This window comes from Amycolatopsis sp. lyj-346, from assembly GCF_046548975.1.
Taxonomy (GTDB): domain Bacteria; phylum Actinomycetota; class Actinomycetes; order Mycobacteriales; family Pseudonocardiaceae; genus Amycolatopsis.
Genome location: NZ_JAJPWT010000003.1, coordinates 351,846 through 375,092, shown reverse-complemented (window position 1 = coordinate 375,092; position 23,247 = coordinate 351,846). Strand labels below are relative to the sequence as shown.

Below are 23,247 nucleotides of genomic sequence, written 5' to 3'. Positions count from 1 at the left end.
TCCGGGTGGCGGAGCCCCCCCGATGTTACCGACCCGCGCTTCGAGAGGGAGGGCTCGATGCAGCAGCCGCCGTACGGCCACGGTCAGCAGGGGTACCCGGGCCACTCGCAGCAGCCCGGGTACCCCCCGCAACAGGGTTATCCGCAACAGCCCGGGTATCCGCCGCCCGGGTATCCGCCCCCCGGCTACGGCGCGCCGGTGCCGCCGCCGAAGAAGAAGCGGACCGGGCTGATCCTCGGCATCGTCGGCGGTGTCGTGGTGCTGCTCGGCGCCGGCATTCCGCTGGGCATCTTCGCGAGCGACTACTACGCGAGCACCGGCGCGGCGCCGTCGTCGTCGCCGGTGCCCGCCGAGTGCCAGGTACCGGCGCCGGTGCTGGAGAAGGCGGGTTTCCCGAGCTTCGTCCTGGGCGGCCAAGGCGACCAGAACCTGCCGGGCATCAAGCAGCAGGGCTGCAGCTGGAAGCCGGGGCCGGACGAGAACGTCCGCGACGCCACCATGCACGTCCAGATCACGCGGTATTCCGGGGAGAACGCGCGCGAGCAGGCGAACGACCTGTTCACGCCGAAGGCGCCGCCGATCCCGCCGACGGAGGTGCGCGGCATCGGCGACAAGGCGGTGCTGGTCCGGTTGGCCACCCAGAGCGCGTTCAGCGGGTCCGAGCTGCACGTCCTGAAGGGCACGACCGTCGTCGTCCTCGACGTGTCCGGCTGGGACAAGGGGTTCTTCTCGAACTCGCCGATGCCGCAGGAGGAGACCGACGCCGCCGTGCAGGCGGTCGGCGCGGAGATCGTCAAGAAGCTGCCGCGCTAGGCGGGCGCGGGCAGCGCCTTGCACAGCGCGACCGGGAACTTCGGCTCGGCCGCCAGTATCTCCGCGCAGCCGCCGGACCGGGCCTGCGCGAACGCCGTCCAGCCCGGGTTGCCCCAGCGGAAGGCGGTGCGGGCCGGCGGCTCGCCCTGGTGCTTCCGGAGGTCGAGGATCAGCCAGCCCGGCTCGCAGGTGCGGGTCGTGCCCGGGCTCTCGGCGCCGGCGGCGGACGCCGCGGCACCGATCCACGCGGGGTCGCAGTGATCGGCGGGCGGGGCGCAGGTGCCCTGGCGGTCGCAGTGGCCCCAGCCCGCGCCGAGCTTGCGCCAGGCGTTGCCGGTGTCGGCGTTGAAGATGACCGTCCGGTCCGCGATCGGGTCCGCCGTCGTCAGCCGCACCTCGGCGGGCACCTTGTCCTGGCAGCCACCCGCCGCGGGCCGGGTCGAGTAGACGACGTCGGCGCGGATGTCGGTCTTCGCCTCCACGACCTGTTCGATCCGCGGCTCGCGGACGCAGCCGGGATCCTTGCCGGGCAACGCGACCTGCACGAACAGGCTGTGGTCGTCCGAGCCGGGGCGGATCCCGGTGACGTCGGCGCGGAACGAGCGCCACTCCGCGCCGATGGTCGTGGGTCCCGGGCCCGCGGCCGTGGCGCCGGGCACCCCGCAGGCCACCGCGCCCACCGCCACGAGCACGCCGACGACCCCCAGGATCGACCGTCTCCGCGGTCTGGTCATCGCCACCCCCAAAGTCCACCGGCAATCTAGCCGACGCCGCAGCGTCAGGCGGCCGGACCGGGTTTTTCGCGCAGTGTGACGTCCTTCTCCAGGTAGACCGCCCCGCGGATGTGCCCGCCGGCCGCCGGCGCGTCGGTGAGCCGGTAGCCGGCCCGCTGGTACAGCGCGATGTTGCGGGCACTGCGCGCCCCGGTGAAGAGGGCGAACCGGCGGGCTTCGGCGGGTGCGTGGGCTTCGGCGTGGGCGAGCAGCCGACGGCCCAGCCCCCGCCCGGCGAGGTCCGGCGCGACCATCAGCCTGCCGAGCTCCCAGCGGTCCTCGTCCATGCGGGCGCGCACGGCACCGATCAGCCGGTGATCCTGCCGCAGCACCCACACCGACCACGTCTTCGTCCAGTCGCGCACGTCTTCGAGGGTTTCGTGCAGGGCGGGGATGTCGAGGGTGTCGTTGAGGATGGCCTCCTGCACCCAGCAGCAACGCTGCAGGACCAGCAGTTCCGGGACGTCTTCGGGGCGGGCGTCGGTGAGCTCCACGCCGTCTGTCTACTGACCGGTCCTTGCGGGGGCAACTTCATTCTCCTCCCTTGCCGCGGGCCCGGCCGTTCCCACCAGTGGGTGACTTGACACCTCGAGGGGTTCGCGGTTGACTGGATCACGTCGAACAGGTGTTCGACGTGGAACCGCCGCCTTCCCCGCGGCGAACCAGTGCCGTCGGTCGCGTTCTTGGGAGAGGCTCGGCCGCCGGCCCTAGTCCGTGGTGGGGAGGTGCGTGCGGTGACTGCTGTGGTGGAGCCGCCGGTGGCCCGGCTGGCGGCCCTGCCCGGGGTCAGCACGGCGAGCCGCGTGGCGGCCCAGGCCGAGCGAGCCAGGGCGACGGGAAGGGTGCTCCCGGTCGTCCCGGCGCTGGCCGGGCTGCTGCCCGGCGCCGGGCTCCGGCGCGGGAGCACGGTGGCGGTCCACGGGGGCACGTCGTTGCTGCTCGCCCTCCTCGCCGCGGCCGCGACCTCGGGTTCGTGGGCAGCGGTGGTCGGCATGCCGTCCCTGGGCATCACGGCGGCGGCCGAGTACGGCGTGGACGTCGCCCGCCTGGCCCTGGTTCCGCACCCGGGCGCGGAACTGCCGTCGGTGGTCGCGGCCTTGCTCGACGGCGTGGACCTGGTGGCGGTCCAGGCCGAGACGGTCCAGCCGCACGTGGCGCGGCGGCTGTCGGCCCGTGCCCGGCACCGAGGTGCGGTGCTCCTGGCCGCCGGCGCGTGGCCCGCGGCGGACGTGGAGCTGTCGTGCCGCCGCGGGCCCTGGGCGGGCCCGTCGGAGGGCTACGGTCACCTCCAGTCACGCCGAGTCCAGGTCCGAGCCCACGGCCGCGGCGCGGCGGCCCGCCCGATCGCGGCCGACCTCCACCTCCCGTCGCCCGACGGCGGCGTCACCCAGGCCCTCCCGGCCCCCTCGCTCCGCGAGGCCACCGCATGACCCCACCCCACCAGACAGCCCCCCACCCCCACCCGTGTCGACCCCCCAATCACGCGAGTCGACCCGCCAATCACACGGGATCCGCCTCCAATCACGCGAGTTACGCCCCCAATCACGCGAGTTACGCCTCCAGTCACGCGGGATCGGGCCCTGATCACGCGGGCCGACCCTCCGGGTACGCGGGCCGACCGTCTGGGTACGCGGGCCGACCGTCCAGGTACGTGGGCCGACCGTCTGGGTACGCGAGTCGACTGTCCAAGTACGCGAACCGACCCTCCCGGTACGCGGGCCGACCACTCCGTCACCTCCGCCCGAGCCGGGGCGGCGGTCGGGCCCGGGAGGTCACATGACCGTCCCTTCCCAACGCAGTGCGGCCGACGCCCCCACCCGGATGCTCGTCCTGTGGTGTCCGGACTGGCCCGCCGTCGCCGCTGCGGCCGTCAACAACGTTGATGCCGCACTGCCCGTCGCCGTCTTTACCGCCAACCGGGTGGTCGCCTGCAATGCCGTCGCGCGGCGGAATGGTGTCCGGCGGGGGATGCGGCGGCGGGACGCTCAGTCGAACTGTCCGGAACTCGCCGTCTTCCCGGCCGACGACGGGCGGGACGCGCGGCTGTTCGAAGCCGTCGCGCGGGCGGTCGAAGGGCTCGTTGTCGGGGTGGAAGTCGTGCGGCCCGGGCTGGTCGCCGTTCCCGTCGACGGTGCCGCCGGGTACTTCGGCGGGGAACACGCTCTGGTCGAACGGCTGCTCGACGAGGTCGCCGCCGCGGCCGGGGTCGAGTGTCAGGTCGGCGTCGCCGAGGGACTCTTCGCCGCGACGCTCGCCGCGCGGTGCGGCGAGTTCGTCGCGCCCGGGCGGGTTGCCGAGTTCCTCGCGACGCTTCCGATCACCGTGCTCGACCAGCCCGGTGCCGACCGCGCGGAGCTGGTCGACTTGTTGCGCCGCCTCGGGTTGAAGACGCTCGGCGCGTTCGCCGCCCTGCCGGAACGCGACGTCGCCAACCGCTTCGGTGCGGCCGGGCTGCTCGCGCACCGGCTGGCGCGCGGCCGTTCCGAACGGCCGCCGCTGCGTCGCCGGCCGCCGCCCGAACTGGCACTGGCGGAGGAGTTCGACCCCGTTGTCGAGCGGGTCGACGTCGCGGCGTTCCTCGCCAAGGGCCTGGCGACGCGGTTCTGCGCGGCCCTCGCCGGACACGGCCTCGCCTGCACCCGGCTCGGCATCTACGCGGTCACCGAAGAAGGCGAACACCTCGGCCGGGCGTGGCGGTGCGCCGAACCGCTGACCCCGGCCGGCGTCGCCGACCGCGTGCGCTGGCAGTTCGAGGGCTGGCTGCGTGCCGCACCGGGGGAGCGTCCGACGTCCGGTGTCGTGCGGCTGCGGCTGGAACCCGAAGAGGTCGTCGAAGGCCGGTCGCTGCAGCTGGACCTCTGGCGGAACGGCAGCTCCGACGAGGAAGACGAGCGTGCGGCCCGCGCGTTCGTGCGGGTCCAGGGCCTGCTCGGGCCCGAGGGCGTGCTCACCCCGGTGCTCGACGGCGGCCGCGACCCCGTGGGTCGGGTCCGGCTGGTGCCCTGGGGCGACCCGCGCGAGCGGACGACGCCGCCGGACGCGACCTGGCCGGGACGGCTGCCGTCTCCGTCTCCGGCGACGGTCCTCGCCCGGCCGGTCCCGGCGCAGGTCTTCGACGACGGCGGCCGCGCCGTCGGCATCACCGCGCGCGACCGGGTGACGTCGCCCCCGCGACGGCTCAGCATCGCCGGCGCCGCGGGGCGGGCGATCGTGGGCTGGGCGGGCCCGTGGCCCTTGGCGGGCGACCGACGGCGGCCGGGTCCCCGGCGGGCGCGGCTCCAGCTGGTGCTGGCCGGCGAGGGCGACGAACCACCCGAAGCGGTGCTGGTGCACTGCGCAGGCACGGAAAATCCACTGTGGACGGTCGAGGGAGTGTACGACTGAGCATGGACGAGGACTACGCACGAAAGCTGCGCAACTGGCTGCGAGCCGAGCCGGGGGCCACGCCCCGCGAGGCGTCGGAGGAGCGCGAGTGGCTGCGCGGGATTCCCGAGCCCGCACCGGAAGAGCGGGCGGACACGCCCGACAGGTGGACGGTCCGCGGCCGGCTTCCGCAGCCCGCCGACGACGACTGGGTCTGCCCGGTGATCACGCTCCCGGTTCCGCGCTCGTCGCGGGAGAACGGCTGCCGCATCAGCGGGATCGAGGTCCGCTGGAGCCCGCCGGCGAACGAGGACCACCGCACGGAGGTGTCGGCCCCGACGACCGATGCCGAGGCCCGTTCCCGTTGGAACCACCCGGCGAACGCGGACCACCACCGCACCGAGACACCGGCCCCCATGACCGATGCCGAGGCCCGCAGCCGCTGGAACCACCCCAGCAACTGGCACCGTCGCCGCGCTGCCGAAGAGCGGCGCCGGCGTGATCCCGGGAGCCGCTGAATGGGCTGGAACAACCCACCCGTCCGCTGGAAGGATCTCGCCCGCACCCTCGCCGGCGGGCTGCCGCGCGGCGACCACGGTGACAGTCCCGCCTGGGGGCGGCACCGTGACGGCTACCGGCGGCCCGGCGACCTTCCCGCCCGTCGCAACGACGATGGCGCCGAGGCCGTCCGCGTGCCCTACGCCGAACTGCACTGCCACTCCAACTTCAGCTTCCTCGACGGTGCCAGCCATCCCGAAGAACTCGTCGAAGAGGCCGCGCGCCTGCAGCTCGACGCCATCGCCCTCACCGATCACGACGGCATGTACGGCGTCGTGCGGTTTGCCGAGGCCGCGCGGGAACTCGGCGTGGACACCGTCTTCGGCACCGAACTCAGCTTCGGCCTGCAGGGCCCGCAGAACGGCGTTCCCGATCCGGAAGGTGAGCACCTCCTCCTGCTCGCCCGCGGCGACCAGGGCTACCGGGCCCTGTGCCGCGCCATCACCGCCGGCCAGATCCACCACCGGGCCGAAAAGGGACGGCCCGTCTACGACCTCGGCGCGGTCGCCGAGGAGGTCGCCGGGCAGTGCGTGGTGCTGACGGGCTGCCGCAAAGGCGCGGTGCGCTCGGCCCTCGTCACGCACGGCCCGGCGGCCGCCGCGGAGAAACTCGAAGATCTGATAGACCGCTTCGGCCGCGACAACGTCTACGTCGAGCTCACCGACCACCGCCAGCCGCTGGACAGCACCCACAACGACCTCCTGACCGAGCTCGCCCGCGAACTGAACCTGCCGACCGTCGCCACCACCGCCGCCCACTACGCCCGGCCCGAACGCGCCCCGCTCGCCGACGCCCTCGCCGCGATCCGGGCCCGGCGGGGGATCGACGAACTCGAGGGCTGGCTGCCCGCCGCCGGGACGGCGTTCCTGCGCAGCGGCGCCGAAATGGACGTCCTGTTCCGGCGGTACCCCGGTGCGGTCCGCCGCTCCGCCCTGCTCAGCATGGAATGCGCGTTCCCGCTGAAGCTGCTCGCCCCCGAGCTGCCGCCCTTCGACATCCCCGAGGGATACACCGAAACGACCTACTTGCGCGAACTCACCGAAGAAGGCGCGAAGGAGCGCTTCAAGGGCAAGCCGCACGAAGAAAAGGCGAACGAACAGATCAAGCACGAGCTCGCCATCATCGAAGAGCTCGGTTTCCCCGGCTACTTCCTCATCGTCTGGGACATCGTGCGGTTCTGCCGCGAGCACGACATCCTGTGCCAGGGCCGCGGCTCGGCCGCGAACTCGGCCGTCTGCTACGCGCTCGGCATCACCAAGGTCGACTCCGTCGCCTACGAACTGCTCTTCGAACGCTTCCTCGCCCCGGACCGGGACGGCTACCCCGACATCGACCTCGACATCGAGTCCGATCGCCGCGAGGAGGCCATCCAGTACGTCTTCCGGAAACACGGCCGCCTGCGGACCGCCCAGGTCGCGAACGTGATCACCTACCGCGCCCGGTCCGCCGTCCGCGACGCCGCCAGGGCGCTGGGTTACTCCCCGGGCCAGCAGGACGCCTGGAGCAAGCAGATCGACCGCTGGGGCTCGTTGCAGAGCACCGAAAAGGACCACGACCACGACATCCCGGACGAGGTCCTGCAGCTCGCGTTCGCGCTCGAGGACTTCCCGCGGCACCTGGGCATCCACTCCGGCGGGATGGTCATGTGCGCCGAGCCGGTGAGCCAGGTCGTCCCGGTCGAGTGGGCGCGGATGGCCGATCGCAGCGTGATCCAGTGGGAGAAGGAGGACTGCGCCGCCGCCGGGCTGGTCAAGTTCGACCTGCTCGGCCTGGGCATGCTCTCCGCGCTGCACTACATGATCGACCTCGTCGAGGAGTACAAGGGCGAAACGGTCGACCTCGCCGAGCTGGACCTCGCCGACGGGAAGATCTACGACATGCTGTGCCGCGCTGACGCGATCGGCGTCTTCCAGGTGGAGAGCCGCGCCCAGCTGGCGACGCTGCCGCGGTTGCAGCCCCGCGAGTTCTACGACCTCGCCGTCGAGGTCGCACTGATCCGGCCCGGTCCGATCCAGGGCGGCTCGGTGCACCCGTACATCCGCCGCAAGCAGGGGCGCGAGACGTGGACCTACGACCACCCGCTGCTGGAGAAGGCCCTGCACAAGACCAAGGGCGTGCCGCTGTTCCAGGAGCAGATGATGCAGATCGCGCTGGACGTCGCGAACTTCACCGCGGCGGAGGCCGACCAGCTGCGGCACGCGATGGGGTCGAAGCGGTCGGACCGGAAGATGGACCGCCTGCGGCAACGGTTCCTCGAGGGCGCCGCCGCGAACGGGGTCGGCGACGAGCTCGCGCAGAAGATCTTCCTGAAGCTCAAGGCGTTCGCGAACTTCGGCTTCCCGGAGAGCCACGCGCTGAGCTTCGCGCACCTGGTCTTTTCCAGTGCCTACTTCAAGTTCTACCACCCGGACGCGTTCCTCGCGGGTCTGCTGCGCGCGCAGCCGATGGGGTTCTACTCACCGCAGTCGCTCGTCGCCGACGCGCGGCGCCACGGCGTCACCGTGCACGGCCCGGACATCAACCGCAGCCTGCCGCACGCCACCCTGGAGCCGGGCAGCGGGGAATTCCACGACGTGCGCACCGGGCTGAGCACCGTGCGGAAGATCGGGGAAGACCTCGCGAAGCGGATCGTGGCCGAGCGGACGGACAACGGCGAGTACCGCGACATGGCCGACGTCGCCCGCCGCGTGCGGCTGACCACACCCCAGATCGAGGCGCTGGCCACGGCCGGTGCGTTCGCCGGCTTCGGCGGGGATCGCCGTCAGGCGCTGTGGACCGCGGGTGCCGTCGCCGGGGAACGCCCGGACCGGCTGCCCGGCCTGGTCGGCGCGGCGGCGCCGGTGCTGCCCGGGATGGACGGGCTCGACGTCGCCGCGGCGGACGTCTGGGCCACCGGGGTCTCGCCGGACAGCTATCCGACGGAGTTCATCCGCGACCGCCTCGACGAGCTCGGCGTCGTCCCGGCGAGCGGCCTGGCCGACCTCGACGACGGCGCGCGCGTGCTGGTCGGCGGCGCGGTCACGCACCGGCAGCGCCCCGCGACCGCGGGCGGCGTCACCTTCCTCAACATCGAGGACGAAACGGGGATGGTCAACGTGATCTGCACGCTCGGCCTCTGGCAGCGCTACCACCGGGTGGCGCGCACCAGCCCGGCGCTGCTGATCCGCGGGGTGGTCGAAAAGGCCGACGGCGTGATCAGCGTGCTCGCCCACCGCGTCGAGCCGCTGCCGATGCGCATCAAGGCGAAGTCGCGGGACTTCAGGTGAGGGGCCGCCGGACGAGGGTGATGATCTCCGGGCTGGTGGCGGTCACCGGCGAACGGTCCCAGTCGCCGTACTGCTCGTCGACGACCAGCCCGGCTTCTGCAACGAACGCGTTCAACGACGGCACGTCGAGGAAGCGCAGGGTGCTCTCGCTGTACTTCGGCGCTTCCCAAGACGGGCATTCGTACGTCGCTTTGAAGGTGACGTACCCGTTCTCGAACGGCCCGGCGTCGTTCCACGAGCGGACGTCCCCGGCCTCCCAAACGTTCGACGGTGTCCAGCGCTCCCAAGCGCGGGCAGCCGGGTTGCGGGTCTCGAAGCCGAACCGGCCGCCGGGGCGCAGGGCGCGGTGGATCGCCGCGAACGCCGTGCGCAGCTCGTCGTCGGTCAGCAGCACCTGGAACGCGTGCCCGGTCATCACCGCGAAGTCGAACTCGCCGTCCCAGGAGACGGTCGACAAATCGCCTTGCAGCCATTCGATGTCGGCCCGGCGGCGGGCCGGGATGAGCATGCCCTCGGCGGGGTCGAGCCCGACGAGCCGCCCTTCGTGACCGGACTCGCGCGCCCAGTGCAGCAGGGAGCCGGTGCCGCAGCCGACGTCGAGGACGGACTCCGCGGCCATGATCATCGGCAGGTAGAACGCGTAGTCGCCGCCGCTCTCCCGCGGGTTCAGCGCGTCGTACAGCGAGGCGAGGCCGGCGTCGGCGAACTGCTCGTCGGGCATGGCGTCACGGTATGACCCAAGCGGTCGGAAATCGACCTATTTTCGGCTTAGGTTCGGAGCCGCGAACCGAGGAGGAAACATGGTCAAGCCCGTTCCCGACGGCTACACGACGGTCACCCCGTGGATCATCGGCCACGACACCGACGGCCTGCTCGACTTCCTGAAGCGGGCCTTCGCCGCCGAGGAACTCTTCCGGGTGGTCGGCGAAGACGGCAAGATCGGCCACGCGGAAGTCCGCATCGGCGACGCGGTCGTGATGGCGTTCGACTCTCCGGACGGCTGGGACGCAACCCCCGCGTTCCTGCGGCTCTACGTGCCGGACAGCGAGGAAACCCAGCGGCGCGCGCTCGAAGCGGGCGCCACCGAGGTCACCCGGCAGACGGTGCTGTTCTTCGGCGATCGCGTGGGCCGCGTGCGCGACCCCTTCGGCAACCTCTGGTGGATCCAGACGCGGCTGGAGGATCTCGACGAAGCCGAGCTGGCGCGCCGCGCGCAGCTGCCGGAGTACGTCGAGGCGATGAACTACGTCCAGGGTGGAAAGCCCTAGCCGGCGGTGTGGCACCCTGGGGCCGTGCTGGAGACCGGGGAGGACTACCGCGAAGCGGTGTTGTCGGGGCAGTGGTGGGAAAAGCGGCGGTTCACCGGCTGCGACTTCACCGGCGCGGACCTGAGCGGGCTGCGGACGCGCGGCTGCACCTTCGACGACTGCGTGTTCAGCCGGGCCGACCTGGCGCGGTCCCGGCACGACGCGTCGGCGTTCCGGTCGTGCACCTTCGACCGGACGGTGCTCGCCGAGAGCCGCTGGACGGCGTGCTCGCTGCTGGGCACGTCGTTCACCGACTGCGGGTTCGGCGGGATCGCGCTCACCGAATGCGATCTCTCCCTGGCGTCGCTGGCGAAGGCGCGGCTGCGCAAGCTCGGGTTGTCGGGTCTGCGGCTGCGCGAAGCCAACCTGATGGAAGCCGACCTCACCGGTGCCGATCTCCGCGGCAGTGACCTGACCGGCGCCCGCCTGCAGGGCGCGAAGCTCGACGGCGCCGATCTGCGCGGCGCGCGTCTCGACGCGAACGCCATGGTCCAGGCCGACCTGAGGGGCGCGGAGGTCGACGTCGAAACGGCGATCGCCTTCGCCGCCGCCCACGGTCTGGTCATCCGCTGAAACGACGAAGGCCCCGGCAGCGCGCTGCCGGGGCCTTCGAAGCACTCAGTCGATCGGGGGTTCGCCCGGGTCGAGCTCGATCAGGTCGCCCTCGGCGAGGAGCTCCTCGATCGACGCCGGCAGCAGGTACGCCGACCCGCCGCCCGGCTGGTTGAACCACGGGATCGCGACGCCGGCCAGCGCCTCCAGCGGTCGCTGCACCCGGTAGACGTGGTACGGGCGGTTGACCCACTCCGGCACCAGCGACCGCTCGGCGAACGGCGTGCCCGCCGCGTACGTCAGGTTGCCGTTCGGGCCGCCGAAGCGGTCCAGCTCGCTGCCCGCGGGCAGCTCGCGCAGCTCCTTGCCGCGGAACAGCGTCAGCGGCGGCTCGCCGGCCAGCGGGCCGATCGGCCACTGCTGCTGGCCACCACCCCCGCCGCCGTTGACGGCCGGGCGGGCCGGTTCGTCCCGGCGCGGCGGCGCGGGCGGGGCCGCCGGAGGGGGCGGCGGCACCGGCAGGACACCCTGCGGCGCCGGGGCCAGGACGGTCGGCGCCGATGGCGGTTCGCGCCGGGGCGGCGCGGGTGCCGGGGGCGGCGGACCGGCCTGCTGGGGTCCCGGCCCGGCGGGGACCGGTGCGGGCTGGCGCGGGGGAGCCGGGGGCTCGTCGTCTTCGAGGTCGCCGAAGAGCTCGTCGGCGCTGGTGAACGCCGTCTGCTCCTGCGGCGGCACCGGCTCGGGCTTGCGGACCGGGTACGAGCCGGTCGCGATCTCCGGCGACAGCGTCGCGACGACCCGCTGCGGCGCCGGTTCCGGCTCGGGTTCCGGCTCCGGTGCGGGCGGCTCCTCGGCGGGCAGGTGGCCCTCCGGGTTGAGCAGCACCTTGCCGAGCATGAACGCGGCCGCGTCTTCGGCGTCGCCGAACACCGCGGGGTTGCTGAGCTTGCCGTCGTACCAGCCGACTCGCCAGCCGCCGTCGACCTCTTCGACGCTCCACCCGTGCTCGGCGGGTTCGCCCAGCTTGTAGCCGCTTTCGGGGACGTCGAGCTCGTCGAGCTTGGCCTGCAGGCCGGCGAGCACCGGGTGGTCCGGGGTTTCGCGGCGCAGCGCCCGGCGGCCCGGACGCGGCGGAGCGGGCGGCTCCGCCTGGGCCACGGGCTGCGGGGCCGGCGGCTCCGGCACCGGCAGCACACCGGGCACCTCGGGCTGGGTGATCATGGTCGGCGGCCCGGGATCGAACGCGGGCTGCTCACGCCGCGGCGGCTGGAACGGCGGCTCGTCGTCCGGCCGAGGCGGCTGGCCCGAGGCCTGGAAGGCGTGTTCGTCCTCGTGCCGCGGCGGTTGGCCCGGGGCCTGGAAGACGTGTTCGTCCTCGTGCCGCGACGGCTGACCCGGCGCCTGGAAGGCGTGTTCGTCGTCGCGGTGGGGCGGCTGCCCCGGAGGGTGGAAGGTGTGTCCGTCCTGGTGCCGCGGCGGCTGGCCGGGGGCCTGGAAGGCGTGTTCGTCGTCGCGGTGGGGCGGCTGGCCCGGGGGCTGGAAGGTGTGTCCGTCTTCGTGCCGCGGCGGTTGGCCGGGGGCTTGGAAGGCGTGCTCGTCCTCGTGCCGCGGCTGGAAGGCCGCGTGTGACGGCTCGTCGTCCTGGTGCGGCTGACCCGGGGACTGGAAGGCGTGCGACGGTTCGTCCGGCCGTCCGGTGTCGAAGGCGTGCCCTGCCTCGTCGTCCCGTCCGGGCAGACCCGAGTCGAACGCCGCGTGTGACGGCTCGTCCTCCCGGTGTCCCGCCGGTTCCTCCTCGGCGGGCTGGAACGCCGCGTGCTCGTCTTCGCGCCGCGGGAAGGGCTCGCCGTCCCGCGGGGGCTGGGGCTCCTGCCCGATCGGCTGGTCGGGAACGTACTCCGCGGTCTCCTCGAGGTCGGGCACCCGGCCCGGCTCCGGCGACGAGCCGTTCGTCCCGGTCGCCTGCTCGGGCTGCTGCGCGTACTCCTCTTCGCCGTACTGGTGGTCCTCTTCGGCGAAGCGGTCGTCGAACTCCTGCTCGTCGTAGCCCTCTTCGGCGTACTGGCCTTCTTCGGCGTATTCGTGTTCTTCGGCCGGTGCCTCCGGCTCGGCCGGGGCGTGCACCGACAGCGGCACCTCGACCGGCGCAGGCGGCTCCTGCGGCGGCGCGACGGGCGGGGGTGCGGCGGGCGGCGGGCCCGCGGGCGCCTGCTGCTGCACCGGCGGCCCCTGCGGCGGCGCGCCATGAGGCGGCGGGGGACCTTGGGGCGGCGGCCCGGCCGGGCGCTGCTGCGGCGGCTGGTTGCCCCGGGTGAGGTACGCGGCGGCGGCCTGCAGCGTCGGCTCGTCCACCGGCGGCGGCGCGAAGCCGACCGCGCGGATGTGCTCGACCAGGTCCGGTTCGGGCGAGACGCCGTACTTGTGCAGGTAGAAGTTGACGGCGGCGGGCCAGATCCACTGGCCGTCGCTGTGGAAGGCGACCGGGACGGTCGCTTCCGGCGTCGCGGCCAGCCGGTCGATGTCGTAGCCGCGCTCGGGCACCACCAGCGGTGCGTGCTCGAGGTACTCCAGCAGCCGGTCCTGCTCCTCGACCTCGAGGTCGGGGCGGTTGATCACCGGGCGGCCCGCCGGGCCGACGGTGTCGAAGATCCGGGCGATCCGGAAGTGCGGCCCCGGCTGCTCCGGGCCCAGCCCGGACATCCGCCGGATCAGCCATTCGGGCACGTTCTCCTCGGTCCGCGGGAACATCCGCAGCTCGTCGGAGTAGGCCTGCGGCGGCGGCGCGAGGTTCCACACGGGTTCGTCGCGGTTGTACTCGAGGTTGTAACTGGACGGGTGGTCGAGCTGGTAGCGCGCGTTGAACCACGTTCCGCGGCCGTCGCGGTACATGCCGCCGCGGAGCCTGCCGAACAGGGTCGCGATGTCGTGGGTGGCGAGCCACTCGTGCACCGTGCCGTCCTCGGTGACGATCTCGCCGGTCAGCTCGTGGTACCTGCCGACCGCTCGGTATTCCGCGGTGACCTTGCGCCAGTCCCGCGGGGCGGCACGGAGCAGGGCAAGTCCGATCTGCTTGACCAGGGTGTCCTGCTCGGTCGCGTTCAGCTGCGTCGTCGGTTGTGCCACCCGCACATTTTGACTGTTCGCGCGCGCGAGTGCACCCCGCATGTGGTTTTTGCCGCCCGGTCACCCGGTGGCACAGTGCCTGACCTCGGGCGATGCGACGTGCGGTAGATCACAGCTTGATCGCGGCCATCGTCGCGAGTGGACCGTGTGGGGTAGCGATCACTCTACGGGCTGCGACGACGCGCGCCTGGAAGCGACGCGCGGGGGTCGCTTTGCCAGAATGGGGCGCGTGACGGCGAAGATTCTCGACGGCAAGGCCACCAAGAACGCCATTTTCGCGGAGCTCGAGCCCCGCGTCGCGGCCCTCGCCGCGAAGGGGGTGACGCCCGGCCTCGGCACCGTCCTGGTCGGCGACGACCCGGGGTCGCACTCGTACGTGCGGATGAAGCACGCCGACAGCGGCAAGATCGGGGTCAACTCGATCCGCCGCGACCTGCCTGCCGACATCACCCAGGAGAAGCTCGAAGCCGTCGTCGACGAGCTGAACGCCGATCCGGCCTGCCACGGCTACATCGTCCAGCTGCCGCTGCCGAAGCACCTCGACGCGAACCGCGTGCTGGAGCGCATCGACCCGGAGAAGGACGCCGACGGTCTCGCCCCGGTCAGCCTCGGCCGGCTCGTGCTGGGCCAGCAGGGAGCGCTGCCGTGCACGCCGTACGGGATCATCGAGCTGCTCAAGCGCCACGGCGTCGAGCTGAACGGCGCGCGCGTCACCGTCGTCGGCCGCGGCATCACCGTCGGCCGCACGCTGGGCCTGCTGCTGACCCGCCGCAGCGAGAACGCCACCGTGACGCTGTGCCACACCGGCACCCGCGACCTCGCCGCCGAGGTCCGCCGCGCCGATGTCGTGGTCGCCGCGGCCGGGGTGCCGGGGATCATCACGCCGGACATGGTGGCGCCGGGCGCCGCGGTGCTCGACGTCGGTGTGTCCCATGTGGACGGCAAGCTCACCGGCGACGTCCACCCGGGAGTCGCCGAGGTGGCCGGCTGGATTTCGCCGAACCCGGGCGGGGTCGGCCCGATGACCAGGGCGATGCTCGTCAGCAACGTCGTCGAAGCGGCGGAACGCTCGGTACAGGGCCGATGACGATGACCGAGGACCGGCGGGACGTCCACGACCGCCGGCCCGGCCCGGCCCGGTTCGCCCAGCTGCCGTTCGCGGCGGTGCTGCTGGTGGTGGCCGTCGCGGCGCTGCGGATCTTCCAGTACCACTGGCGGGAGGGTGCGGCGCTGATCGGCGCCGCGCTCCTCCTCGCCGCGGTGCTGCGAGCGGTGCTGCCGACGGCCAGGGCCGGCCTCCTGGCGATCCGCGGCAAGCTCGTCGACGTCGTGACGTTCACCGCCCTCGCGGCGGCGGTGCTGTACGTCGCACTGACGATCATCGGCGGCCCCCTCGGCTCTTCTTAGGACGCCAGGACGAGGAGCGCCCCAATGTGGCCTTGGGTGCGTTGAACGCACCGAAGGCCACATTGGGGCGCTTGGGACCGGCTAGGACGCGAGGGCGAGTTCGCGACGTTCGGCGCGGGCTTCGCGGCGGTCCAACGTGCCCGAGACGATGGCCAGCGTGAGGCCGAAGACCGCGAGCAGGGCGCCGACCCAGTTGGGGGCGACCAGGCCGAGGCCGCCGGCGATCACCAGGCCGCCCAGGTAGGCGCCGATCGAGTTGGCGATGTTGAACGCGGACTGGACGGCGGCCGACACCAGGGACGGAGTGCCGCCCGCCTTCTCCATGATCCGCGCCTGCATCATCGGGCCGATCATGAACCCGGCGACGCCGACGAAGAAGATCGTGATCGCGGCGCCGATCTTGCCCTGGGCCGTGATGGTGAAGATGCCCAGCACGGACGCCAGCGCGAGCAGCGCGATGTACAGGCTCGGCATCAGCGCGCGGTCGGCCAGCCGGCCGCCGAGCAGGTTGCCGATCGTCATGCCGACACCGGCCAGCGACAGCAGCAGGGTGACGTTCGACGGCGAGTAGCCGGCGACGTCGGTCAGCATCGGCGTGATGTAGGACAAGCAGGCGAACACGCCGCCCAGCCCGAACGTGACGATGGCCAGCGCGAGGTGCACCTGCGGCCGCTTGAACGCGCCGAGCTCGTTGCGCAGCGACGCCTCGGCGGTGGGCTTGCCCTGGTGCGGCACCAGCTTCGCGATGGCCGCGATGGCGACCAGCCCGATCACGGCGACGACGCCGAAGGTGGCGCGCCAGCCGACCTGCTGGCCGAGCAGTGTGCCCAGCGGCACGCCGATGACGTTCGCCAGGGTCAGGCCGAGGAACATCATCGACACGGCCTTGGCGCGTTCGCCGTGGCCGACGAGGCTGGAGGCGACGACGGCGCCGGCGCCGAAGAACGCGCCGTGGGGCAGGCCGGCGAGGAACCGGAACGCGATGCCGAACTCCTGGTTGGGCGACAGCGCGAACAGGGCGTTCCCCAGCGTGAACAGGCCCATCATGGCCAGCAGCATGGTCTTGCGCGGCAGCCGGACGGCGACCGCGGTGAGCAGCGGGGCGCCGACGACGACGCCGAGGGCGTAAGCGGAGATGAGGTGGCCGGCGGTCGGGATGTCGACGCCGAAGTCGGCGGCCGCCTGGGGCAGCACGCCCATCATGACGAACTCGGTGGTCCCGATGCCGAAAGCTCCGATGGCGAGCGCGAGCAGCGCGACGGGCACGGCACTCCTTCCAGGGTGGGTAAACGATTACCGAGCCGATCTCTGGATCGGTTCAGTCAGGGGGCACAAAGAGAGGCAGCCATTCGGCCCCAGCGCCGTGAGCTGCCTACGTCCCAGTCCAACAAGCGAAGGGGGCGGTTGTCATCCCGATATCGGGTGACGATCCACACCGTAACGCGATGATCAGCGCGGAGCGGCCAGAACGCCGTCCAGCAGGCCCGGGAACAGCGCGTTGAGATCGTTGCGGCGCAACGAGTTGAACCGGGTGGTGCCTTCCTGGCGGCCGGCGACCACGCCGGCCTGGCGCAGGATGGCCAGGTGGTGGGTGATTGTGGATTTCGTCACCGGCACGGTCAGGCCGCTGCACGAAATTTCCCCGTCGGTCGCCGCCAGCTGGCGGACGATGGCCAGCCGCACCGGGTCGGCGAGGGCGCGGAGCACGCCTTCGACGGTGATCTCATCCCGTGCCGGGTAGGAGAGCGGCGGCAGGGTCCCGTGCTTGGCCATGCGTCCATGGTACGACGCCGGTCGAAATTACGGGACGAGTCGTAGTACGGTGACTGTCGAACTACGACGTTCGTCGAACCAATCCCTGCTTCGCTTGGGGGCTCCGCCCATGTCCGCACCTGCTCCTTCGAGGATCTCGGTCCTCGCGTTCGGCGCCTTCGGCGTCGGGACCAGCGGTTACATCGTCGCCGGGCTGCTGCCCGCGCTGACCGGCGAGCTGCACGTCTCGGCCACGGCCGCGGCGCAGCTGGTGACCGCTTTCGCCATCGCGTACGCGATCGGCTCGCCGTTGTTCGCCGCCGCCACCGGCACCTGGGAACGCCGGACGCTGTTGGTCGCCGCGCTCGCCGTCACCGGCGCCGGCAACCTGTTCGCCGCGCTCGCGCCCGGCTACGGCTCCCTCCTCGTCGCCCGGGTGGTGACCGCGGTCGGCGCCGCGGTGTTCACCCCGGCGGCGAGCGCGGTGGCGGCCGAGCTGACCGCGCCGGAGCGCCGGGGCCGCGCCGTCGCGCTGGTGTTCGGCGGCCTGACGGTCGCGCTCATCTTCGGCGTCCCGCTCGGAAGTCTCCTTTCGCAGCACCTCGGCTACCGGGCGGCGTTCGCGCTGGTCGCCGCGTTCTCGCTGGTGAGCGCGCTGGCCGTGCGGTTCGCGCTGCCCACGGTCGCCGCGCCGCCGCGGGTCGGCCTGGCCGAGCGGTTCGCCGTGGGCCGCGACCCGCGGGTGCTCGTCATGCTGGCCACGACGGTCCTCGCCTGCCTCGCCGCGTTCATGGTCTACACGTTCGTGTCGCCGCTGCTGGCCGCGACCGCGGGCGTGCACGGCACGACCGTGACGGTGCTGCTCTTCTGCTACGGCGTCGGCGGCGCGATCGGCAACTTCGCGGGCGGCCGGGCGACCGACCGCTGGGGCTCGCGGACGCCGCTGCTCGTGGTCACCGTGGCCATCACCGCCGTGATGGCGTTGCTGCCCCTGACCACGGTGACGCCGGTCGCGGCCGGGATCTCGCTGTTCGTCTGGGGGCTGGCGACGTGGTCGTTCAACCCGCCGGTGCAGCACCGCCTGATCGAGCTCTCGCCGGGCCACGCCGGCCTGGTGCTCTCGCTCAACGCGTCCGCGATCTACCTCGGCGTCGGCCTGTCCGGCGTGGTCGGGGGCGCGGTGCTCGCTTCGGGTGGCCCGCTGCTGCTGCCCGAGGTCGCGGCCGCGCTGACCCTCGTCGCCCTGCTGCTGGTGGGCTCGGCGTGGGGGCGCGTCCGCGGGCCTCGGGAACCGGTCGCCGCCGGCTAATCGGCGTGCGGTTGGACCTCGCAGTCGGGCCCGGGGTAGACGAGCCCCTCGTGCCCGTCGGCGAACCGCACCAGATAGGGCGGCGTGCCGTCGGGGCCACGGACTTCGAGGATCTCGCCACGCTGCTCGGCCGACCCGACCGTCCGGCCGTGCACCTGGATCTCGTCTCCTACTCCTGCGTGCATGGGCTTCACCTCCATGTCCAGGGTAGGAGTGAGAACTCCTCCCGTGGACCCCGCGAACGGGTTGGATACCCTCCGTCGCACCTGCGCGTGTCTCGGCGGGCCTCGATCTGCTCGACAGCCGGTCGGCCGCGAGAAGGGGAATCGTGAGTCTTGAGTGGACGGTCGCGGAAAACGCCGCCTGGTGCGATCTGGTGTGCGGCGGGCGGTTCGGCCCGCGGGCGTGGACGAGCCCGCGCCGCACCCCGGAGTACTACCCGGACGCGGTGACGCTGACCCCGGACGCCACCGCCGCCGACATCCTCCCGTTCGTCGACGGCTCCGCGGGGTGTTCCGTCAAGGACAGCTTCGCGACCCTGGACCTGCCGGGGTTCTCGGTGCTGTTCGAAGCCACGTGGATCGCGTGCGGGCCGGGGGTGCCCGAGCCGGGCTGGCGGCGGGCGGCCGGCCACGCCTTCCCGGCCGACGCCTCGGTGGCGGTGCTGTCCCGCGGCGCGGCAGCCACCGTCGTCGCCCACCGCGGCGACGGCGTGGTGGGGTTGTCGAACTTCTCGGGACCGGCCCGGGCCTGGCCCGGCGCGGTGGCCGCGGTGGCCTCGGCGTTCCCGGACGTCCCGGTGGTCGGCTACGAACACGGCGACGAACTGCGCGTCGCGCTGGACCACGGCGCGCGGCCGCTGGGCCCGCTGCGCGTCTGGGTGCGTTAGCCCGTCTCAGCCGCCGACTTGGCGGCCTTCTTGAACGCGCGGACCTGGGCGAGGGTCTCGGCGTTGGTGACGTCGGCGATCGAGCGTCGCGCCCCGCGGTCTCCGTAGGCGCCGGCCGCTTCGCGCCAGCCCTTCGGCGCGACCCCGCGTTGCTTGCCCAGCAGCGCCAGGAAGATCTTCGCCTTCTGTTCCCCGAAGCCAGGCAGGGCTTTCAGCCGCTTCAGGACTTCGGGGCCGTTCGGCTTCGGGCGGCCGTCGAGCCAGATGCCCTCGGTGCGGCCGTCGTAGTTCTCGATGATGTGCTGGGCGAGTGCGTGGACGCGGCGGGCCATCGATCCGCCGTAGCGGTGGATGGCCGGCGGGATCACGCAGAGCTCGACGAACTCCTCGAGGTCGGCCGCGGCGATCTTCGCCAGGGAGAAGCCGTCCATCCGGTCCGCGATCTTCCGCGGGCCGGCGAAGGCGTGCTCCATGGGGTACTGCTGGTCCAGGAGCATCCCGACGAGCAGGGCGAACGGGTCGTCGTTCAGCAGCTTGTCGGCGGCCGGGTCGCCGGTCAGGTGCAGTTCGCGCAGCATGCCGTCATCTTGACACAGCTTGTTGCTTTTCCGGCACGTGCGCGACGACCAGCGCAACTGTCGCAATCAGGAAGTTCTGCAGCGCCGGCTGCAGCCCGTTCCACTTGTCCGACTGCCACATCTGGAACCACTCGCCGCCGATGGCGAGGAAGCCGACGCCGAACAGCAGCACCCACATCACCCAGCCGAGGGTCGACAGTGTTGTTCAGGCCGCCGTGTCCCTCGCGCGGATCCACAGGACCAGCGCCGCGGTCAGCACCACCGCGGTCAGCACCTCCCACGCGATGATCACGACGTAGGCGGTGTTCTGCAGCCCCGGGCTGGTGATCGCGCGCCACATCGTGTCCGGCGAGCGGAACGTCGTGTCCATCGCGAGCACGTGCTGGACGAACGCCTGGTTCGTGCCGAAGTCGGTGATGTTGCCGAACGCGATGAGCGCCATCTGGAGCGCGGTCATGCCGGTGAGGACGGTGACCGCGAACCGCAGGCCGCCGATCCTGGCGAGGAACCCCATGTCCGGATCGTAACGACGCCGTCACCGGGTTTTCGCGTAGCGCGACGGGGTCGTGCCCAGGTAGCGCTTGAAGTGCCGCGTCAGGTGGGCCTGGTCGGTGAACCCGGCCGCGGCCGCGACCTGGGCGGCCGGGACGCCGTCGAGCAGCAGACGGCGGGCTCGGTCCACCCGTCGGCCGGTCAGGTACCGGTGCGGTGGCAGGCCGAACCGCGTCCCGAAGCAGCGGACGAGGTACGCCGGGTGCGCGCCGAGCGTCTCGCCCGCTTCGGCGAGCGTCAGCGCCTCCGGGAGGTGAGCGTCGAGGAGGTCTCTCAGGTCGTCGGCGAGGCCGCGCTTCGGCTCGTGCGACACCGGTTTCCCCAGGTGGGTGCGCAGGCGGTCGGCGACCAGCACGAGCCTGCTCTCGGCCTCGAGCGCGTCGCCGGGCTCGGCGAGGGACTCGTGGAGCTGGTGGATCCGGGTGCGCAGCAGCCCGTCGGCGACGCTCGGCTGGTCGACCGCCGCGCCGATGAGGTCCTCGCCCAGCACCGGCGTGTCCAGGTAGAGCACCCGCTTGCGGAAGCCGTGGCTGGTCGCGGCGCGGCCGTCGTGGGCGACGTTCGGCGGCAGCAGCGTCACCGCCGGGCCGAGCGCGCCGTGGTGGTGGCGGTCGAGGTCGTAGCGGATGACGCCGTCGTCGACGATCAGCAGCGTCCACGTGTCGTGCGTGTGCAGCGGGTAGGCGTGCGTCGTGAAGCGTGCGTGGAAGACCTCGGCGATCCCCGGGACCGCCGGCCGCCAAGCTTCGACGTCCGCCATGTCAAGAACGTACAAGACGCGCCGGTGGCCGCCGGGGGAGTCTTCGCGGCATGAGTTCCTTCGACACGAAGATCGCCGTCCTGCTCCGCGACGACCTGGCGTCCTGGCAGCGGCTGAACGTCACGGCGTTCCTGGTGAGCGGAATCGCCCACGTGACACCGGAGCTGATGGGCGAGCCCTACGCCGACGCCGACGGCACGCAGTACCTGCCGATGTTCGGCCAGCCGGTGCTGGTCTTCGCCGGCCAGGCGGACGTCCTGACCACGGCGCACCGCCGGGCGCTGGGCCGCGGCCTGCGGTTCTCGATCTTCACCGACGAGCTGTTCCACACCGGCAACGACGCCGACAACCGCGCGGCGGTCCGCGAGGTGCCGGGGGAGAAGCTGGCACTGGCCGGGCTGGCGGTGCACGGGCCGAAGAACGCCGTCGACAAGATCCTCAAGGGCGCGTCACTGCACCGCTGAGTCACTGCACCGCTGAGTCACGGCGCCGTCGCGTGCACCAGGAACACGCTGCGGACCCGCTCGCCGTCGTCGACGGTGAACGTCCGCGCCGAAGCGTCGACGAAGCCCGCCGACGAGGCCAGTGCCGCTGCCCCGGCCTCGTCGTGCGGGAACTCCAGATCGCCGGGCACGAGCTCCGCGAACGGTCCGGAGGGCTTGAATCGCGCGCCCGAGACCACCGAGAACGCCAGCCGTCCGCCCGGCCGCAGCAGGCGCAGCCAGTCCGGGAACGCGGCGGCCCCCAGGAAGTGCAGCGAGGACGCGCACAGCACGACGTCGGCCGAGTGGTCCTCGGCCGGCATCGGCACGGCGGGCGCGACTTGCCAGGTGATCCGCCGCTCGGGGTCGAGGTCCGCCTTGGCCTCGGCCCGCGCGAGCATCTCCGGCGACAAGTCGACAGCCAGCACGCGAGCCGGCTTCAGCCGTAGCGCCGCGTACGCCGCGAAGCCCGTTCCGGTGGCGACGTCGAGGACGAGCCCGGGGCCGCCGGGCAGCGGCTCGACCAGGGCTTCCGCCACCCGGGCGTGGAAGGTGTCGTCGTCGTAGTGCTCGGCCGTGCCGTCGAAGACGGCGGCCCTCACGTCGTGGTCCACGGACCCAACCTAGCCGGGGCTGCCAGGGGTTTTCAGCGGACGGCGGCCCGCGAACCCGAGGTCGGCGCGGTGGTACCAGCCCAGGTCGCGGTCACCTTCGAGCCAGCACAGCAGCACGTCGGTGCCGTCCAGCTCGGCCGGGAAGTCGACCAGCAGCGGCGCGATCCCCTTGAGTTCGGCGCCGGTGCGCTGCACCGTCGTCATCAGGTCGTCGAGGCGGGCCTGCGCGGCCTTCCATTCGGGTAGCCCGCCCAGCTCGGTGGCCCGGCCACCCGGCCGCAGCGACGCCGCGAGCTCGGCGGCGTCGGCGCGGACGCGCACGAGTTCGTCCAGGACCGGCCGCAGCCGCACCAGTTCGTCGCGGGCCTCGGCGACGGTGAACAGTCCCATCCGCCGATGATGCCACCGGCGTTCGTCAGCCTTCGCGCCGCCGCCGGACCAGCGCGTTGGCCAGTCCGCTGCCGACCAGCAGGAAGCCGACGGCGAGCAGGCCGCCGATGAAGAGGAAGTCCATGACGCCGTAGGCGATGTCGCTCTTCGGCATCAGGTTGACCAGCCGGAACCCCCATTCGGGCATCGCCATCGCGGCGACGCCGGGCAGCACGCCGTAGATCAGCCCGCCGAGGATCGGGCCGACCGCCGACAGGGCGCCGAGCGCGGCGACGACCAGCAGCAGGATCGCCCCGCCGGCCAGCAGCGCGATGCCGAGTGCGTCGCGGTTGGTGCTGAGCGTGGCCTGGATCAGCTGCTGCTGGCGCAGGCCGCCCCAGCTCACCAGGCCCAGCGCGATCGGCGTGAGCACGAGCCCGCCGAGCGCGCTGACGACGTGCGCGGCGCCACGGCGCGGCCGCTCGTCGAGCACGTCGCCGGTGTCACCGGAGTTCTCGTAGTCGTCTTCGTAATCGGCGTACCGATGGGTCGACATGGCCGTCACCTCCCTCGTGCTGAGTTCACGGGTGGCATCGTGCCTTGGTTCACCGCCGAGCGCGACTGTCACTCGGTGAGCGGTCGGATCGGCTGACCGGCGGGTTCCCGCCCGGTGATCCCGGCCACAAAGCCCGGGTGGAAACTTGATGCTGACCACCACTGGAACCATCCAGCTCCGTCAAGCAGTACGCTTGTACCGCTACCGGCGAGACGTATGAAGCA

Annotated in this window: 24 protein-coding genes and 1 pseudogene; 12 read left to right on the top strand and 13 right to left on the bottom strand. The window is 72.5% G+C overall.

All coding sequences use genetic code 11. The features are described 5' to 3' along the window. Positions 1-57: 57 nt before the first annotated feature. Positions 58-813, top strand: coding sequence for a hypothetical protein (locus ACLJQE_RS13455; RefSeq protein WP_410639525.1), 756 nt, complete (start codon positions 58-60; stop codon positions 811-813). On the opposite strand, the gene ACLJQE_RS13450 is transcribed toward ACLJQE_RS13455, so the two are convergent. Both ACLJQE_RS13450 and ACLJQE_RS13445 read right to left on the bottom strand, forming a co-directional pair. Continuing rightward, the gene (locus ACLJQE_RS13450) at positions 810-1,547 is read right to left on the bottom strand and encodes a hypothetical protein (protein WP_410639524.1); all 738 of its coding nucleotides are present in this window, start codon (positions 1,545-1,547) and stop codon (positions 810-812) included. The genes ACLJQE_RS13455 and ACLJQE_RS13450 overlap by 4 nt on opposite strands. 44 nt (positions 1,548-1,591) lie before the next feature. Continuing rightward, complete coding sequence (locus ACLJQE_RS13445) at positions 1,592-2,080, bottom strand: GNAT family N-acetyltransferase (protein ID WP_410639523.1); 489 nt, start codon at positions 2,078-2,080, stop codon at positions 1,592-1,594. 240 nt (positions 2,081-2,320) lie between these two features. On the opposite strand from ACLJQE_RS13445, the gene ACLJQE_RS13440 reads away from it, so the two are divergent. From ACLJQE_RS13440 to ACLJQE_RS13425, 4 genes are all read left to right on the top strand, one after another. Beyond that, complete coding sequence (locus tag ACLJQE_RS13440; RefSeq protein ID WP_410639522.1) at positions 2,321-3,016, top strand: hypothetical protein; 696 nt, start codon at positions 2,321-2,323, stop codon at positions 3,014-3,016. Between the two features lie 391 nt (positions 3,017-3,407). Further along, positions 3,408-4,970 carry a DNA polymerase Y family protein gene (locus ACLJQE_RS13435; RefSeq protein ID WP_410639793.1) on the top strand — a complete coding sequence of 521 codons (1,563 nt, stop codon included), beginning with the start codon at positions 3,408-3,410 and terminating at the stop codon, positions 4,968-4,970. Between the two features lie 2 nt (positions 4,971-4,972). Further along, positions 4,973-5,467, top strand: coding sequence for a hypothetical protein (locus ACLJQE_RS13430; protein ID WP_410639521.1), 495 nt, complete (start codon positions 4,973-4,975; stop codon positions 5,465-5,467). Further along, a complete protein-coding gene (locus ACLJQE_RS13425; RefSeq protein WP_410639520.1) occupies positions 5,468-8,773 on the top strand; it encodes an error-prone DNA polymerase in 3,306 nt (1,101 codons plus the stop codon). On the opposite strand, the gene ACLJQE_RS13420 is transcribed toward ACLJQE_RS13425, so the two are convergent. Further along, the gene (locus ACLJQE_RS13420; protein ID WP_410639519.1) at positions 8,766-9,494 is read right to left on the bottom strand and encodes a class I SAM-dependent methyltransferase; all 729 of its coding nucleotides are present in this window, start codon (positions 9,492-9,494) and stop codon (positions 8,766-8,768) included. The two genes, ACLJQE_RS13425 and ACLJQE_RS13420, sit on opposite strands and share 8 nt — an antisense overlap. Before the next feature lie 79 nt (positions 9,495-9,573). On the opposite strand from ACLJQE_RS13420, the gene ACLJQE_RS13415 reads away from it, so the two are divergent. After that, positions 9,574-10,041: a VOC family protein gene (locus tag ACLJQE_RS13415; protein WP_410639518.1), complete on the top strand. Its 468-nt coding sequence runs from the start codon at positions 9,574-9,576 to the stop codon at positions 10,039-10,041. 24 nt (positions 10,042-10,065) lie between these two features. Further along, positions 10,066-10,653, top strand: a complete 588-nt coding sequence (locus tag ACLJQE_RS13410) for a pentapeptide repeat-containing protein (protein ID WP_410639517.1) — start codon at positions 10,066-10,068, stop codon at positions 10,651-10,653. A 45-nt stretch (positions 10,654-10,698) separates the two neighbouring features. On the opposite strand, the gene ACLJQE_RS13405 is transcribed toward ACLJQE_RS13410, so the two are convergent. Continuing rightward, entirely contained in the window at positions 10,699-13,761 is a 3,063-nt protein-coding gene (locus ACLJQE_RS13405; protein WP_410639516.1) for a glycohydrolase toxin TNT-related protein, read from the bottom strand. A gap of 223 nt (positions 13,762-13,984) precedes the next feature. Here ACLJQE_RS13405 and ACLJQE_RS13400 point away from each other — a divergent pair, with 223 nt between their 5' ends. Together ACLJQE_RS13400 and ACLJQE_RS13395 are read left to right on the top strand one after the other, a co-directional pair. Further along, positions 13,985-14,842 (top strand): bifunctional methylenetetrahydrofolate dehydrogenase/methenyltetrahydrofolate cyclohydrolase, encoded by an 858-nt coding sequence (locus tag ACLJQE_RS13400; protein ID WP_410639515.1) that lies wholly within the window; start codon positions 13,985-13,987, stop codon positions 14,840-14,842. Then, positions 14,839-15,162 carry a DUF3017 domain-containing protein gene (locus ACLJQE_RS13395; RefSeq protein WP_410639514.1) on the top strand — a complete coding sequence of 108 codons (324 nt, stop codon included), beginning with the start codon at positions 14,839-14,841 and terminating at the stop codon, positions 15,160-15,162. Before ACLJQE_RS13400 ends, ACLJQE_RS13395 begins: the two co-directional genes overlap by 4 nt. Before the next feature lie 81 nt (positions 15,163-15,243). Here the strand turns inward: ACLJQE_RS13395 and ACLJQE_RS13390 are convergent, their stop codons facing one another. Next, positions 15,244-16,428: an MFS transporter gene (locus tag ACLJQE_RS13390; RefSeq protein ID WP_410639513.1), complete on the bottom strand. Its 1,185-nt coding sequence runs from the start codon at positions 16,426-16,428 to the stop codon at positions 15,244-15,246. 183 nt (positions 16,429-16,611) lie between these two features. Then, positions 16,612-16,935, bottom strand: a complete 324-nt coding sequence (locus ACLJQE_RS13385) for an ArsR/SmtB family transcription factor (RefSeq protein ID WP_410639512.1) — start codon at positions 16,933-16,935, stop codon at positions 16,612-16,614. A 109-nt stretch (positions 16,936-17,044) separates the two neighbouring features. Here ACLJQE_RS13385 and ACLJQE_RS13380 point away from each other — a divergent pair, with 109 nt between their 5' ends. Continuing rightward, a complete protein-coding gene (locus ACLJQE_RS13380; RefSeq protein ID WP_410639511.1) occupies positions 17,045-18,223 on the top strand; it encodes an MFS transporter in 1,179 nt (392 codons plus the stop codon). On the opposite strand, the gene ACLJQE_RS13375 is transcribed toward ACLJQE_RS13380, so the two are convergent. After that, positions 18,220-18,408, bottom strand: coding sequence for a DUF1918 domain-containing protein (locus ACLJQE_RS13375; protein WP_410639510.1), 189 nt, complete (start codon positions 18,406-18,408; stop codon positions 18,220-18,222). The genes ACLJQE_RS13380 and ACLJQE_RS13375 overlap by 4 nt on opposite strands. A 143-nt stretch (positions 18,409-18,551) precedes the next feature. Here ACLJQE_RS13375 and ACLJQE_RS13370 point away from each other — a divergent pair, with 143 nt between their 5' ends. After that, entirely contained in the window at positions 18,552-19,112 is a 561-nt protein-coding gene (locus ACLJQE_RS13370) for a hypothetical protein (RefSeq protein ID WP_410639509.1), read from the top strand. On the opposite strand, the gene ACLJQE_RS13365 is transcribed toward ACLJQE_RS13370, so the two are convergent. The 3 genes and pseudogenes from ACLJQE_RS13365 to ACLJQE_RS13355 all read right to left on the bottom strand — a co-directional run bounded on the left by ACLJQE_RS13365 (position 19,109) and on the right by ACLJQE_RS13355 (position 21,002). Continuing rightward, positions 19,109-19,690, bottom strand: coding sequence for an HhH-GPD-type base excision DNA repair protein (locus tag ACLJQE_RS13365; RefSeq protein WP_410639507.1), 582 nt, complete (start codon positions 19,688-19,690; stop codon positions 19,109-19,111). The genes ACLJQE_RS13370 and ACLJQE_RS13365 overlap by 4 nt on opposite strands. Before the next feature lie 4 nt (positions 19,691-19,694). Further along, positions 19,695-20,204, bottom strand: a pseudogene (locus tag ACLJQE_RS13360) (DUF2165 domain-containing protein). A gap of 21 nt (positions 20,205-20,225) precedes the next feature. Next, positions 20,226-21,002, bottom strand: coding sequence for a helix-turn-helix domain-containing protein (locus tag ACLJQE_RS13355; RefSeq protein WP_410639506.1), 777 nt, complete (start codon positions 21,000-21,002; stop codon positions 20,226-20,228). Between the two features lie 50 nt (positions 21,003-21,052). Between ACLJQE_RS13355 and ACLJQE_RS13350 the strand changes: the two genes are divergently transcribed. Continuing rightward, complete coding sequence (locus tag ACLJQE_RS13350; RefSeq protein ID WP_410639505.1) at positions 21,053-21,466, top strand: DUF2000 family protein; 414 nt, start codon at positions 21,053-21,055, stop codon at positions 21,464-21,466. Between the two features lie 17 nt (positions 21,467-21,483). On the opposite strand, the gene ACLJQE_RS13345 is transcribed toward ACLJQE_RS13350, so the two are convergent. Genes ACLJQE_RS13345 through ACLJQE_RS13335 form a run of 3 tightly spaced genes read right to left on the bottom strand, consistent with a single transcriptional unit; the run spans position 21,484 to position 23,023 of the window. After that, the gene (locus ACLJQE_RS13345) at positions 21,484-22,098 is read right to left on the bottom strand and encodes a class I SAM-dependent methyltransferase (protein ID WP_410639504.1); all 615 of its coding nucleotides are present in this window, start codon (positions 22,096-22,098) and stop codon (positions 21,484-21,486) included. Positions 22,099-22,107: 9 nt separating this feature from the next. Then, complete coding sequence (locus ACLJQE_RS13340; RefSeq protein ID WP_410639503.1) at positions 22,108-22,488, bottom strand: DUF2203 domain-containing protein; 381 nt, start codon at positions 22,486-22,488, stop codon at positions 22,108-22,110. Between the two features lie 25 nt (positions 22,489-22,513). Further along, the gene (locus ACLJQE_RS13335; protein ID WP_410639502.1) at positions 22,514-23,023 is read right to left on the bottom strand and encodes a hypothetical protein; all 510 of its coding nucleotides are present in this window, start codon (positions 23,021-23,023) and stop codon (positions 22,514-22,516) included. Positions 23,024-23,247: the final 224 nt, after the last annotated feature.